General features: G+C 72.5%; 13 protein-coding genes. 10 read left to right on the forward strand and 3 right to left on the reverse strand.

The features are described from left to right. Positions 1-1,797: an AMP-dependent synthetase/ligase gene (locus B6R96_RS25360; RefSeq protein ID WP_081523730.1), complete on the reverse strand. Its 1,797-nt coding sequence runs from the start codon at positions 1,795-1,797 to the stop codon at positions 1-3. Between the two features lie 243 nt (positions 1,798-2,040). Between B6R96_RS25360 and B6R96_RS25365 the strand changes: the two genes are divergently transcribed. The 6 genes from B6R96_RS25365 to B6R96_RS25390 all read left to right on the forward strand — a co-directional run bounded on the left by B6R96_RS25365 (position 2,041) and on the right by B6R96_RS25390 (position 7,036). Continuing rightward, entirely contained in the window at positions 2,041-2,856 is an 816-nt protein-coding gene (locus B6R96_RS25365; RefSeq protein WP_237291520.1) for a metallophosphoesterase family protein, read from the forward strand. Positions 2,857-3,022: 166 nt separating this feature from the next. After that, positions 3,023-3,463, forward strand: a complete 441-nt coding sequence (locus B6R96_RS25370) for an SRPBCC family protein (RefSeq protein ID WP_030385623.1) — start codon at positions 3,023-3,025, stop codon at positions 3,461-3,463. 40 nt (positions 3,464-3,503) lie between these two features. Beyond that, entirely contained in the window at positions 3,504-4,661 is a 1,158-nt protein-coding gene (locus B6R96_RS25375; RefSeq protein WP_081523731.1) for an ArsA family ATPase, read from the forward strand. Positions 4,662-4,739: 78 nt separating this feature from the next. Next, positions 4,740-5,204: a DUF5304 domain-containing protein gene (locus B6R96_RS25380; RefSeq protein ID WP_053169128.1), complete on the forward strand. Its 465-nt coding sequence runs from the start codon at positions 4,740-4,742 to the stop codon at positions 5,202-5,204. 61 nt (positions 5,205-5,265) lie between these two features. Then, positions 5,266-6,207 (forward strand): ROK family glucokinase, encoded by a 942-nt coding sequence (locus B6R96_RS25385; RefSeq protein ID WP_081523732.1) that lies wholly within the window; start codon positions 5,266-5,268, stop codon positions 6,205-6,207. A 79-nt stretch (positions 6,208-6,286) separates the two neighbouring features. Next, positions 6,287-7,036, forward strand: coding sequence for an endonuclease/exonuclease/phosphatase family protein (locus B6R96_RS25390; protein WP_030385619.1), 750 nt, complete (start codon positions 6,287-6,289; stop codon positions 7,034-7,036). A 204-nt stretch (positions 7,037-7,240) separates the two neighbouring features. On the opposite strand, the gene B6R96_RS25395 is transcribed toward B6R96_RS25390, so the two are convergent. Further along, positions 7,241-7,834, reverse strand: coding sequence for a hypothetical protein (locus tag B6R96_RS25395; protein ID WP_081523733.1), 594 nt, complete (start codon positions 7,832-7,834; stop codon positions 7,241-7,243). Continuing rightward, on the reverse strand, positions 7,827-8,606 hold the full coding sequence (locus B6R96_RS25400) for an alpha/beta hydrolase (protein ID WP_030385617.1): 780 nt from the start codon (positions 8,604-8,606) through the stop codon (positions 7,827-7,829). Before B6R96_RS25400 ends, B6R96_RS25395 begins: the two co-directional genes overlap by 8 nt. A gap of 170 nt (positions 8,607-8,776) precedes the next feature. On the opposite strand from B6R96_RS25400, the gene B6R96_RS25405 reads away from it, so the two are divergent. The 4 genes from B6R96_RS25405 (at position 8,777) to B6R96_RS25420 (ending at position 12,671) form a co-directional block, all read left to right on the forward strand. Further along, positions 8,777-9,517: a lysophospholipid acyltransferase family protein gene (locus B6R96_RS25405; RefSeq protein ID WP_030385616.1), complete on the forward strand. Its 741-nt coding sequence runs from the start codon at positions 8,777-8,779 to the stop codon at positions 9,515-9,517. A gap of 38 nt (positions 9,518-9,555) precedes the next feature. After that, on the forward strand, positions 9,556-10,773 hold the full coding sequence (gene macS, locus B6R96_RS25410) for a MacS family sensor histidine kinase (RefSeq protein ID WP_203351656.1): 1,218 nt from the start codon (positions 9,556-9,558) through the stop codon (positions 10,771-10,773). A gap of 59 nt (positions 10,774-10,832) precedes the next feature. Continuing rightward, complete coding sequence (locus B6R96_RS25415) at positions 10,833-11,477, forward strand: response regulator (protein ID WP_081525249.1); 645 nt, start codon at positions 10,833-10,835, stop codon at positions 11,475-11,477. Between the two features lie 165 nt (positions 11,478-11,642). Next, positions 11,643-12,671 (forward strand): 6-phosphofructokinase, encoded by a 1,029-nt coding sequence (locus B6R96_RS25420; protein WP_030385613.1) that lies wholly within the window; start codon positions 11,643-11,645, stop codon positions 12,669-12,671. The last annotated feature ends 28 nt before the right edge of the window (positions 12,672-12,699 follow it).

The raw sequence follows: 12,699 nt of genomic DNA on the forward strand, positions 1-12,699 counted from the left end.
CTAGCCGCGGTACAGCGCCTCGATCTCGTCCGCGAAGTCCTTCGCCACCACATTGCGCTTGAGCTTCAGCGACGGCGTGATGTGACCCGACTCCTCCGTGAACTGGGAGGGAAGAATGCGGAATTTCCGCACCGATTCCGCCTTGGAAACCGCCGCGTTGCCGTCATCCACCGCCTTCTGGACGGCGGCGATCAGGTCTGCGTCCTCACGCAGCTCCGCCGCCGTCACACCCGCCGGCTTGCCGTTCTCCGCGGCCCACCGGCCGAGGAACTCCTCGTCGATGGTGACCAGCGCCGCCACGAAGGGCCGCGCATCGCCCACCACCATGCACTCCGCGACCAGCGCGTGCGCGCGGATCCGGTCCTCGATCACGGCCGGCGCGACGTTCTTGCCGCCCGCCGTGACGATGAGCTCCTTCTTGCGGCCGGTGATCGCGAGGTAGCCGTCCTCGTCGAGGGTGCCGACGTCGCCGGTGTGGAACCAGCCGTCGGTCAGCGCCTCGGCGGTCGCCGTCTCGTTCTTCCAGTACTCCTTGAAGATGTGCTCGCCGTGCAGCAGCACCTCGCCGTCGTCCGCGATGCGCACCACGGAGCCGGGCAGCGGCTGGCCGACCGTGCCGATCTTCGTCTTGTCCCAGGGGTTGAAGGCCGTGGCCGCACAGGACTCCGTCAGGCCGTAGCCCTCCAGCACCGTGAAGCCGATGCCGCGGAAGAAGTGGCCGAGGCGCTCGCCCAGCGGGGCGCCGCCGGAGATCGCGTACTCGCCGCGCCCGCCGAGGACCGTGTGCAGCTTGCTGTAGACCAGCTTGGAGAACAGCTTGTGCTTCAGGCGCAGCCCCAGCGAGGGGCCGCCCGGGGCGTCCAGCGCGCGGCTGTAGGCGATCGCCGTCTCCGCGGCGGCGTCGAAGATCTTGCCCTTGCCGTCGGCCTGGGCCTTGGCGCGCGCCGAGTTGTAGACCTTCTCGAAGACGCGCGGGACACCGAGGATCAGCGTGGGGCGGAAGGACTGGAGCTCGTCCGTCAGGTTCTTGATGTCCGGTACGCAGCCCAGCCGGATCGGCGCCAGTACGGCCGCCACCTCCACCAGGCGCCCGAAGACGTGCGCGGCCGGCAGGAAGAGCAGCACGGAGCACTCGCCGGTGCGGAAGAGCGGGCTCAGGCGCTCCACCACGTTGCCGCACTCGGCGAAGAAGTTGCGGTGGGTCAGCACACAGCCCTTGGGGCGGCCGGTGGTGCCCGAGGTGTAGACGATCGTGGCCGGGTCGTCGGCGTTCGCGTGACTGCTGCGCTCCTCGACCTCGGCGTCGGAGATCTTCGCGCCGTCGGCCTTCAGCGTCTCCAGCGCGCCCTGCTCGATCTCCCAGACCTCGCGCAGCTCCGGCAGCCGGTCGCGCAGCGAGGCCACGGACGCGCTGTGCGCCGGGCTCTCCACGATGACGGCCACGGCGCCGGAGTCGCCCAGGATCCACTGGACCTGCTCGGGGGAGCTGGTCTCGTACACGGGGACGGTGACGCCGCCCGCGCTCCAGATCGCGAAGTCGAACAGCACCCACTCGTAGCGGGTGCGGGAGATGAGGGCGACGCGGTCGCCGGGCCGGATGCCGGCCGCGATGAGGCCCTTGGCCGCGGCGCGGACCTCGGCGAGGAACTCGGTCGCGGTCACGTCCTGCCACCGGCCGCCGGCCTTGCGGCTCATGACGGCGGTGTCTGGATGCTGAGCGGCGTTGCGGCGGATGAGATCCGTCAGGTTCCCGTCCGACGGGACCTCGTACAGGGCCGGAAGGCTGAACTCGCGCAAGACTGCTGCTCCTCTGGGCGCCATCGCCACCATGTGGACCGACCGGACGTTACCCACCGGTAGTGGGTTCCCGATAGGGGGAACCGGCCAGATGTTCCGTGCGTCACATTCTGTACTTACCCTGCCTCGCCCTACCGCGCCGAGCGTAGTCGACCCCCTACGCGACTCGGAAGTAACCGCAGGTCCGGCCACCTCTCCCAGCCGCTCTACCCGCCGTCGCCAGGCGGCCCTAGGGTGGGCGGCATGGGTGGCAGCATGCGGGGAGCGCAGTTCGGTACGAGCGGATCAGGCCGGACCCGGGTCCACGTCGTCAGCGATGTGCACGGCAACACCGAGGCCCTCGCCCGCGCCGGAGACGGCGCGGACGCCCTCATCTGCCTCGGCGACCTCGTGCTCTTCCTCGACTACGCCGACCACTCGCGCGGCATCTTCCCCGACCTGTTCGGCGTGGAGAACGCCGACCGGATCGTCGAGCTGCGCACCGCGCGCCGCTTCGAGGAGGCCCGGGACCTCGGCCGCCGGCTGTGGGTCGGCCTGGACCGGGAATCCCTGATCGAGGGCGCCGTACGCCGCCAGTACGCCCAGATGTTCGCCGCCTTCCCCACCCCCACGTACGCCACCTACGGCAACGTCGACATCCCGGGCCTGTGGCCCGAGTACGCCGACCGCCACGGCCTCACCGTGCTCGACGGGCAGCGCGTCGAGATCGGCGGCCGCGTCTTCGGCTTCGTCGGCGGCGGACTGCCCTCCCCGATGCGGACCCCGTACGAGGTGGACCCGGAGGAGTACGCCGCCAAGGTGGAGGCCCTCGGCGAGGTGGACGTGCTCTGCTCGCACATCCCGCCCGAGGTGCCCGAGCTCTGCTACGACACCGTCGCCCGCCGTTTCGAACGCGGCAGCGAGGCCCTGCTCGCCGCCATCCGCCGCACCCGCCCCCGCTACGCCCTCTTCGGGCACGTCCACCAGCCGCTCGCCCGCCGCATGCGCATCGGGAACACCGAGTGCGTGAACGTGGGCCACTTCGCGGCGACCGGCCGGCCCTGGGTCCTCGAATGGTAGAGATCGAGCCGCTTCACGGCGGGCTCCGGCAGGGTGCGGGAGGCACTGGAGTGGCGACGTCCACACGCGCGGTAGCCTTCACGCGGCGGCCCCAGGCCGCACACATCCTCGAACTCCCCCAGCTGCCGCTGGGAGGTACCACCCCCAGCCCGGAGGAGCGACCGCGATGGCGGAACACACCAGCTCAAGCATCACGATCGAGGCTGCGCCCACCGACGTGATGGCCGTGATCGCCGACTTCGCCCGCTACCCCGAGTGGACCGGCGAGGTGAAGGAGGCCGAGGTGCTGGCCACCGACGCCGAGGGGCGCGCCGAGAAGGTGCGCCTGCTGCTGGACGCGGGCGCGATCAAGGACGACCACACCCTCGCCTACAGCTGGAAGGGCACGGACGAGGTCAGCTGGACCCTGGACAAGTCCCAGATGCTGCGCCAGCTGGACGGCTCGTACCGGCTGACCGCCATCGACGGAGGCAAGCGCACCGAGGTCACCTACCAGCTGACCGTCGACGTCAAGATCCCCATGCTCGGCATGATCAAGCGCAAGGCCGAGAAGGTCATCATCGACCGCGCGCTCGCGGGCCTGAAGAAGCGCGTCGAAGCCGTCTGAGCCTGCTGAGCCCGCTTCCCGCACACCGGAGCACCCGCACATGCACACCTTGCTGATCACCGGCCCCGGCGGGGCCGGGCGGACCACCGCGGCGGCGGCCACCGCCCTCGCCGCGGCCCGCCGGGGCCGGCGGGTGCTGCTGCTCTCCGGCGACGTGGGGGACCCGCTCACCGCGCTGGTCGGCGATCCGGCCGCGGCCGGGCTGCGGGTGGCCCGGGTGGACTCCGGCGAGGAGTTCCGCGACGAACTCGTCGCCCTCCAGGAGCGCGGATCCGCCCTGCTCGGCATGGTCGGGGCCCGGCCGCTCGGCGCCGAGGAGATCACCGAACTGCCCGGCGCCGAGGAGTTCGCCCTGCTCCGCGCCCTGCGGCGGGCCGCCGCCACGCCCGACGCCGACCTCGTCGTCGTCGACATGCCGCCGCTCCACCGGGCCGTGGCCACCCTCGCCCTCCCCGCCCAGCTGCGCCGCTACCTCGCCCGGCTGCTCCCGGCCGAGCGGCAGGCCGCCCGCGCCCTGCGGCCCGTACTGGCCCAGCTGGCCGGCGTACCCATGCCCGCGCAGTGGCTCTACGAGACCGCCGCCCGCTGGGACGAGGAGCTGGCCGCCGTCCAGGCCGTCGTCGAGGCCGACACCACCGAACTGCGGCTGGTCGCCGAACCGGGCCCGGCCGCCGCCGACGCGCTGCGCCTCGGCCGGCTCGGGCTCGCCCTCCAGCAGCTGCCCGTCTCCTCCCTCGTCGCCAACCGCACCGTGCCGGCCGAATCCGCCGACCCGTGGCTCGCCGGGCTCGCCGCCCAGCAGCAGAAGTACGGCGCCGAGTGGGCCGAGGAGCTCCCGGTCGTGGCCCTCGCCCACCTCGGCCGGGACCCGCGCGGCCCGCAGGACCTGGAGCGGCTCGCCGACACCGACGGGCTCGTACCCGCGGCGCCGGCACCCCGCCGGGCCTGGGCCGTCGAGGACCGGCTCGCGCAGGACGGGGTGCTCGTCTGGGTGGTACCGCTGCCCGGCGCGCACAAGTCGGACCTCGACCTCGTCCGCCGCGGCGACGAGCTGCTGCTCACCGCCGGCCCGCACCGCAGGATCGTTCCGCTCCCCGCGGCGCTGCGCCGCTGCACCGTCTCCGGCGCCGCCCTCGCCGAGGGGGAACTGCGCATCCGCTTCACTCCGGACCCGGGACTGTGGCCCCGTTCGCAATGAACCGCGTACCCCCGTTCGGGTACCGTCGAAGGTAGCCCCTACCGCACGTTCAGCAGCCGCTGCAGGAGAGAGTCCGCCATGAGCGAGGCCACCGACCGCCCCACCGACGACGACGCCTGGGCCAGGGCCTGTGCCGAGGACCTCGCCGCCGAGAAGGAGCGCCTGCGCGGGCAGGAGCAGGCCGGAGCCGGTGGCACCGGCACCGCCGCCGAGGAGCTGTTCAAGCTCTTCGAAGCCGTCGCCGACAAGGTCTCCGGGCTGAACAACCCGCTGTTCGGCGTGGCGGCGCAGGGTGCCGTGCGCCAGATCGTCGACCAGGCGAAGACCGCCGCCAAGCCCGTGATCGAGCGCAACCCGGAGGTCTTCGACCACCTCGCGGCGGCCGGCTCCGAGCTGCTCGCCGCCTACCGGTCGGCCGTCGAGGGCCACGAGCGCCGCTGGACCCGGGACGAACCCCCGGCCCCCCGGCAGGCCTCCCACGACCGCGACCCCCGCGACGACGGCCCCGACGCCGGCCCCTCCGAGCGGATCGATCTCGACTGAAGCCCGGTAAGCCTCGGGTACCTTTGGCCGTGGCGGGGTTTGACCGGAAACCGAGGGACTAATGGGACTCACCATCGGCGTCGACATCGGCGGCACGAAGATCGCGGCCGGCGTGGTCGACGAAGAGGGCACGATCCTTGAGACGTACAAGGTGCCCACCCCGCCGACCGCGGACGGAGTGACGGAGGCCATCTGCGCCGCCGTTTCCGAGGTCAGCAGCAACCACACCATCGAGGCCGTCGGCATCGGCGCCGCCGGATACGTGGACGACAAGCGCGCGACCGTGCTCTTCGCGCCCAACATCAACTGGCGGCACGAGCCGCTCAAGGACAAGGTCGAGCAGCGCATCGGCCTGCCCGTGGTCGTCGAGAACGACGCGAACTGCGCGGCCTGGGGCGAGTACCGCTTCGGTGCGGGCCAGGGCCACGACGACGTCATCTGCATCACGCTCGGCACCGGCCTCGGCGGCGGCATCATCATCGGCAACAAGCTGCGGCGCGGACGCTTCGGCGTCGCCGCCGAGTTCGGCCACATCCGGGTCGTCCCGGACGGGCTGCTGTGCGGCTGCGGCAGCCAGGGCTGCTGGGAGCAGTACGCCTCCGGGCGCGCGCTCGTCCGGTACGCGAAGCAGCGCGCCAACGCCACCCCCGAGAACGCGACGATACTCCTCGCGCTCGGCGACGGCACCCCCGAGGGCATCGAGGGCAAGCACATCAGCGAGGCCGCCCGCCAGGGCGACCTGGTGGCCGCCGACGCCTTCCGCGAGCTGGCCCGCTGGGCCGGCGCGGGCCTGGCCGACCTGGCCTCGCTGTTCGACCCGTCCGCGTTCATCGTCGGCGGCGGGGTCTCCGACGAGGGCGACCTCGTCCTCGACCCGATCCGCAAGTCCTTCAAGCGCTGGCTGGTCGGCGGCGCCTGGCGGCCGCACGCCCAGGTCCTCGCCGCCCAGCTCGGCGGCAAGGCCGGGCTCGTCGGCGCGGCCGACCTGGCCCGCCAGGGCTGAGCGCCTCCGCCCCGTTTTCCACGCCTGCCGCCCGCCGCGCCCCTTGGGGGAGCGGCGGGCGGCTGCGTATCTTGCGGGCATGGACCAGCTGCCGAAGTCCCGTACGGAGCCCGACGGTTCTGCCGTGATCCGGGTACTCAGCTACAACATCCGCTCGCTGCGCGACGACGAGGAGGCGCTGGCCCGGGTCATCCGGGCGTGCGAGCCGGACCTCGTCCTCGTACAGGAGGCCCCGCGGTTCTTCCGGTGGCGCAAACACGCGGCGCGCCTGGCGGCCAAGTGCGACCTGGTGGTGCTGGGCGGGGGCGCGACGGCGGCCGGGCCGCTGCTGCTGTGCTCGCTGCGGGTCTTCGTGGAGCGCGCCGAGGACGTGCTCCTGCCGCGCACGCCCGGTCTGCACCGCCGGGGCTTCGCGACGGCCGTGATCCGGGTCGGGGGTGTCCGGGTGGGCCTGGCCTCCGTGCACCTGTCGCTCCAGGCGGCGGAGCGGCGGGCCCACGCGGAACTGCTGCTGGACCGGCTGGCCGGGATGGACGTGCCGTACGCGATCGCCGCGGGAGACCTGAACGAGGGCCCGGACGGGCCGGCGTACGCCGTGCTGGCCGCCGAGCTCCAGGACTGCCGGGCGGTCGCCCCGTGGGGCGGCGGGCCGACCTTCCCGGCGGCCGCGCCCGAGCGGCGGATCGACGCCGTGTTCGCCTCGAAGGGGGTGGAGGTGCTGGCCTGCGGTGTCCCTGCGGGGCTGCCGGGGGTCCTCGCGCAGGACCTGCGCTCGGCCACGGACCACCTGCCGGTGCTGGCGGCCCTGCGGCTGCCGGCTGCGCCGTAGCCCGGTGGTCCCGGACTCCGTGTGCGGCGCCGTGGCCGGGGGCGCTGCCCCCGGACCCCCGCGCCTCGAACGCCGGCGGGGCTGAGTATGCCGGCGGCGCCGTAGCTCGGCGGCCCCGGACCCCCGCGCCTCGAACGCCGGCGGGGCTGAGTATGCCGGCGGCGCCGAAGATGCCGGCGGGGCCGGGGTGGGCCCCGCCGGGGGTCAGACGACCGCGCCGCGGCCCGGGTCGTCGTCTTCCTCGTCGCCCTGCGCCATGCGCGCCACGAGCGTCGCGAAGCCGCCCAGGAAGCCGCCGATGCCCAGCGTCGTCAGCCACCAGGTCATCTCCCACTGCAGGAGCACCGCCAGCAGGAGCAGCACCGGGCCGCCGACCACGGCCAGCCACGCGAACTTCGACGTCGTGTCCGCGGGCGGGAGCTCCGGCTCCGGCTGGACGAAGTGGCCCTCCTCCGCCGCCGACACGTCGTCGTCCTTCGGTTCCGCCAGCGAGTGGTCGCGGGGGCCCGTCATGCCCACGCCCGGGGCGAAGACCACCGAGCTGCCCAGTGCCACCGGCGGCTCGGGCTCGGGCTCCGGCTCCGGTTTCGCGTCCGGTGCCCGGCCCGGCTCGGGCGGCTCCGGCTTCGGCAGCGGTTTGACGTCCTCCTCCGGCAGGAGGAGGTTCTCGATCGGCTTGAACGGCCGGGCCCCCGGCGGGTCCGGCGGCTCCTGCCCGTACCCGGCGACGATCGCCGCCCACGCCGCTTCCTCGTCCAGCGGCGGCACCCCGCCGGACTGCTCCTCGTGCTCAGCCACCGGCCTGCGCCCCCTCCCTGCCCACGCTCTCCGCCAGTCGGCCGATGAACGCATAGCTGTCCGCGAAGATCCGCTCCGCGTCGTGGTCCAACGTCGCGACGTGGTAGCTCTGTTCCAGCAGGGTCTCGGTGACGTCCGTGGAGGAGACCCGGGCCAGTACCCGCGCGGAGTCGACGGGCGGTACGACATGGTCCTGCGGGCTGTGCAGCAGCAGCACCGGCTGCGTGACCTGCGGCAGCTCGGCGTCGACCAGCTGCAGGAACTTCTTCAGCGAGTGCGCGGCCCGGGTCGGGACCCGGTCGTAGCCGACCTCCTCCGAGCCCGGCTTCGCGATGTCGCTCGCGATGCCCGGGGTGGACCGGATGAAGTGCTTGGTCACCGGAAGGGTCACGGCCAGCGGGTCGTGCACCTTGTTGGCCGGGTTGACGAGCACGATGCCGCTGATGGCGTCCCCGTGCTTGGCCGCCAGCCGCAGGGTCAGCGCCCCGCCCATCGACAGCCCGAAGACGAACACCTGCTCGCACCGGTCCAGGAGTTCCCGCAGGGCGCGGTCCACCTCGGCGTACCAGTCCTGCCAGCCCGTGAGCTGCATGTCCTGCCAGCGAGTCCCGTGTCCGGGCAGCAGCGGCAGCGACACCGTGAGCCCCCGCCCGGCGAGATACTCGGCCCAGGGGCGCAGCGACTGCGGGGAACCGGTGAAGCCGTGGCAGAGGAGGACGCCGACCTCTCCGCCCTCGTGGCGGAACGGCTCGGCTCCAGGGAGGACGGGCACCAGGGTCTCCTTGATCATGATGTACGTCGGGTGGGTGCGTTGCTCTGTGTGACTTCACCGTACGCGACCGGGGTGGTACCGGCCAGGGTCGTCGGGTCCCTGCCGGTGTGGGCACGGGATATGGTCTGTTCGACAGACACAGGAAGGCTTTCGAGTTGATCTACGGCGCAATGAAGTTCTCGATCGGCGGATCACTGAAGCTTGCTTTCAGGCCGTGGGTGGAGGGCCTCGAGAACGTTCCCGCGGAGGGGCCGGCGATCCTCGCGAGCAACCACCTGTCCTTCTCCGACTCCCTGTTCCTCCCGGCCGTGCTGGACCGCAAGGTCACCTTCATCGCCAAGGCGGAGTACTTCACCTCCCCGGGGGTCAAGGGCAGGCTGACGGCCGCCTTCTTCAAGGGCGTCGGCCAGCTTCCGGTGGACCGCTCCGGCGCCCGCGGGGCCGGCGAGGCCGCCATCAGGAGCGGCATCGAGGTCATCGAGCGCGGGGAGCTGTTCGGTATTTACCCCGAGGGAACGCGTTCACCCGACGGACGTCTGTACCGCGGCAAGCCCGGCGGTCTGGCCCGGGTGGCCCTGGCCACCGGTGCGCCCGTGATCCCCGTCGCGATGATCGACACGGAGAAGATCCAGCCGCCCGGCAAGGTGATCCCCAAGCTGATGCGTCCGGGCATCCGGATCGGCAAGCCGCTGGACTTCAGCCGCTACCACGGCATGGACAACGACCGCTTCATCCTCCGCTCGGTGACCGACGAGGTCATGTACGAGATCATGAAGCTCTCCGGCCAGGAGTACGTCGACATCTACGCGACGGCGGCCAAGCGCCAGATCGCCGACGCCGAGAAGGCCGCCAAGGCCGAGAAGTCGGACAAGCCGGACAAGGGCGAGAAGGCCGGCGGCACGCCGGAGTAGCTGCGCGCGGGCGGTACCGCCCGCGAGGGGTGGGGGAGATGGCGAAGCGCGAGCGCGTCGTACGCATGTCGGTCGAGCAGCCGCTGTGGCGCGCCCTGACGGCGTACCGGCTGCTGACCATGGTCTACGCGGTGCTGCTGTTCGCCTCCGCGTACAAGGACTTCCCGCGCCCCGCGGTCGCGGCCGGCTACCTCGCCGCCCTCGCCCTGTGGAACCTGGTGACCTTCCGCAAGGTCGCGAACGCCGCGAGCTGCACCAAGGGCTTCCTGGTCGCCGACCTCACCGTCGCGATCGTCGGGATCGTGCTCACCCCGATCGCCGACACCCACGAGCGGATCACCGCGGGCGGCCCGACCCTTCCCACCATCTGGACGGCCGGCGCGGTCCTCGGCTTCGCCATCAAGGGCGGCTGGCGCTGGGCCTGCTTCGCCTCCACCATCGTGGCGGGCGCCAACATCGTCATCCACAGCGGCCAGCCCACCCGGGACACCCTGCACAACGTCCTGCTCGTCTGGGTCGCCTCGGTGGCCATCGGCTACGTCGTCGAGGTCGCCCGGGCCAGTGAGAACACCCTCGCCCGCGCCCTGGAGATCGAGGCCGCCACCCGCGAGCGCGAGCGGCTCGCCCGCGACATCCACGACGGGGTCCTCCAGGTCCTCGCCATGGTCCAGCGGCGCGGCAGCGAGCTGGGCGGCGAGGCCGAGGAGCTCGGCCGGATGGCGGGGGAGCAGGAGGTGGCGCTGCGCACGCTGGTCTCCAGCGGGCTGGTGCAGCCCTCCCGGGTCTGCCGCGACGAGTCGCGCGGCGCGCTGGTGGACACCTACGAGGTGGACGAACCGGGCGCCGAGGACGGCGAGCTGGACCTGCGCACGCTCCTCGCCCCGCACGCCGGGTCCCGGGTGAGCTTCGCCGAGCCGGGCACCCCGGTGCCGCTGCCGGTGCCCGCCGCCAAGGAGCTGGCCGCGGCGGTCGGCGCCGCCCTGGACAACGTGCGCAAGCACGCCGGGGACGGGGCGCGGGCCTGGATCCTGGTCGAGGACTGGGGCGACGAGGTGATCGTGACCGTTCGCGACGACGGGCCCGGCATCCCGGCGGGCCGGCTCGACCAGGCGGAGGGCGAGGGCCGGATGGGGGTGGCCCTGTCCATCCGCGGCAGGCTGCGCGATCTCGGCGGCAGCGCCGATCTGGTGTCCGTCCCCGGGCAGGGCACCGAAGTGGAACTGAAGGTACCCAGGGGGAGGACGGACAAGAGATGAGCGAGCGCACCGACGTGAACGACCCGAACAGGCCGAACGAGCTGCACGAGATCCGGGTGATGGTCGTCGACGACCACCCGATGTGGCGGGACGCGGTCGCCCGCGACCTGGCCGCGGCCGGCTTCGACGTCGTCGCCACCGCCGGCGACGGCGCCGAGGCGGTACGCCGCGCCCGCGCGGTGACGCCCGACGTGCTGGTCCTCGACCTCAACCTGCCCGGGATGCCGGGGGTCCAGGTCTGCAAGGAGCTGGTCGGCGCCCATCCGGCCCTGCGGGTCCTGGTCCTGTCGGCCAGCGGTGAGCACGCGGACGTCCTGGAGGCGGTGAAGTCCGGCGCGACCGGCTACCTGCTGAAGTCCGCCGGGGCCCAGGAGCTGATCGACGCCGTCCGCCGCACCGCGGCCGGCGACCCGGTGTTCACCCCGGGCCTGGCGGGGCTGGTGCTCGGCGAGTACCGGCGCCTCGCCACCGACCCGGTGCCGGCCACCTCCGACGAGCCGAAGGCGCCCCAACTGACCGACCGGGAGACCGAGGTGCTGCGGCTGGTGGCCAAGGGGCTGTCGTACAAGCAGATCGCCGAGCGGCTGGTCATCTCGCACCGGACCGTGCAGAACCACGTCCAGAACACCCTGGGCAAGCTCCAGTTGCACAACCGGGTGGAGCTCGTCCGGTACGCCATAGAGCGCGGCCTCGACGACGTGTAGACCGGCCCTGGGGGCGTCCGCGCCGCCCGTCGATCGTACTTACGTCCTCGTACGAGTGAACGGGCGTACGCAACGCCTCATGATTCCACCGGAATTGCCTTCTCCGAGCCCCTTGCTGTGACCTGGGTCACCACTAGCGTGACCGTCATGGCGATTGGAGATTCCATGAAGGTCGGAGTGCTGACCGGTGGCGGCGACTGCCCCGGGCTCAACGCGGTGATCAGGGCCGTCGTCCGCAAGGGCGAGCAGGAGTACGGCTGCGGTTTCGTCGGGTTCAAGGACGGCTGGCGGGGCGCGGTCGAGGGGCGCACCGTCCCGCTCGACATCCCCGCCGTCCGCGGCATCCTGCCCCGCGGCGGCACCATCCTCGGCTCCTCGCGCACCAATCCGTTCAAGACGGAGAACGGTGTGCGGGACATCAAGGAGAACCTCGCGAAGTACGAGGTGGACGCGCTGATCGCGATCGGCGGCGAGGACACCCTCGGGGTCGCGGCCCGGCTGTACGACGAGTACGGCATCCCCTGCGTCGGCGTGCCGAAGACCATCGACAACGACCTGTCCGCCACCGACTACACCTTCGGCTTCGACACCGCGGTCGGCATCGCGACCGAAGCCATCGACCGGCTGCACACCACGGCCGAGTCCCACATGCGCGTCCTGGTCGTCGAGGTCATGGGCCGGCACGCCGGCTGGATCGCCCTGCACTCGGGCCTCGCGGGCGGCGCCAACGTCATCCTCATCCCGGAGCAGCGCTTCGACGTGGACCAGGTCTGCGCCTGGGTGACCTCCCGGTTCCGGGCCAGCTACGCGCCGATCGTGGTGGTCGCCGAGGGGGCGATGCCCAAGGACGGCGAGATGGTGCTCAAGGACGGCACCAAGGACTCCTTCGGCCACGTCCGGCTGTCCGGCGTGGGCGAATGGCTGGCCAAGGAGATCGAGGGCCGGACCGGCAAGGAGGCCCGGACGACGGTCCTCGGGCACGTGCAGCGGGGCGGCACGCCGAGCGCCTTCGACCGGTGGCTGGCGACCCGGTTCGGGCTGCACGCGATCGAGGCGGTGCGCGACGGGGACTTCGGCAAGATGGTCGCGCTCAAGGGGACGGACATCGTCCGGGTGCCGATCGCGGAGGCCACGGCGAAGCTGAAGACGGTGGATCCCGCGCTCTACCAGGAGGCCGGGGTCTTCTTCGGCTGAGCAGCGACCCGACACCATGGGCCGTATG

It is taken from the genome of Streptomyces sp. Sge12, assembly GCF_002080455.1.
In the GTDB taxonomy this organism is placed as follows: domain Bacteria; phylum Actinomycetota; class Actinomycetes; order Streptomycetales; family Streptomycetaceae; genus Streptomyces.

Bases quoted from the DNA above. Each gene is read 5' to 3' on its own strand.
- B6R96_RS25385 (WP_081523732.1), top strand. From the start codon at position 5,266: ATGGGACTCACCATCGGCGTCGACATCGGCGGCACGAAGATCGCGGCC.
- B6R96_RS25365 (WP_237291520.1), top strand. From the start codon at position 2,041: ATGGGTGGCAGCATGCGGGGAGCGCAGTTCGGTACGAGCGGATCAGGC.
- B6R96_RS25390 (WP_030385619.1), top strand. From the start codon at position 6,287: ATGGACCAGCTGCCGAAGTCCCGTACGGAGCCCGACGGTTCTGCCGTG.
- B6R96_RS25405 (WP_030385616.1), top strand. From the start codon at position 8,777: ATGAAGTTCTCGATCGGCGGATCACTGAAGCTTGCTTTCAGGCCGTGG.
- B6R96_RS25375 (WP_081523731.1), top strand. From the start codon at position 3,504: ATGCACACCTTGCTGATCACCGGCCCCGGCGGGGCCGGGCGGACCACC.
- B6R96_RS25420 (WP_030385613.1), top strand. From the start codon at position 11,643: ATGAAGGTCGGAGTGCTGACCGGTGGCGGCGACTGCCCCGGGCTCAAC.
- macS (WP_203351656.1), top strand. From the start codon at position 9,556: ATGGCGAAGCGCGAGCGCGTCGTACGCATGTCGGTCGAGCAGCCGCTG.
- B6R96_RS25370 (WP_030385623.1), top strand. From the start codon at position 3,023: ATGGCGGAACACACCAGCTCAAGCATCACGATCGAGGCTGCGCCCACC.
- B6R96_RS25380 (WP_053169128.1), top strand. From the start codon at position 4,740: ATGAGCGAGGCCACCGACCGCCCCACCGACGACGACGCCTGGGCCAGG.
- B6R96_RS25415 (WP_081525249.1), top strand. From the start codon at position 10,833: ATGGTCGTCGACGACCACCCGATGTGGCGGGACGCGGTCGCCCGCGAC.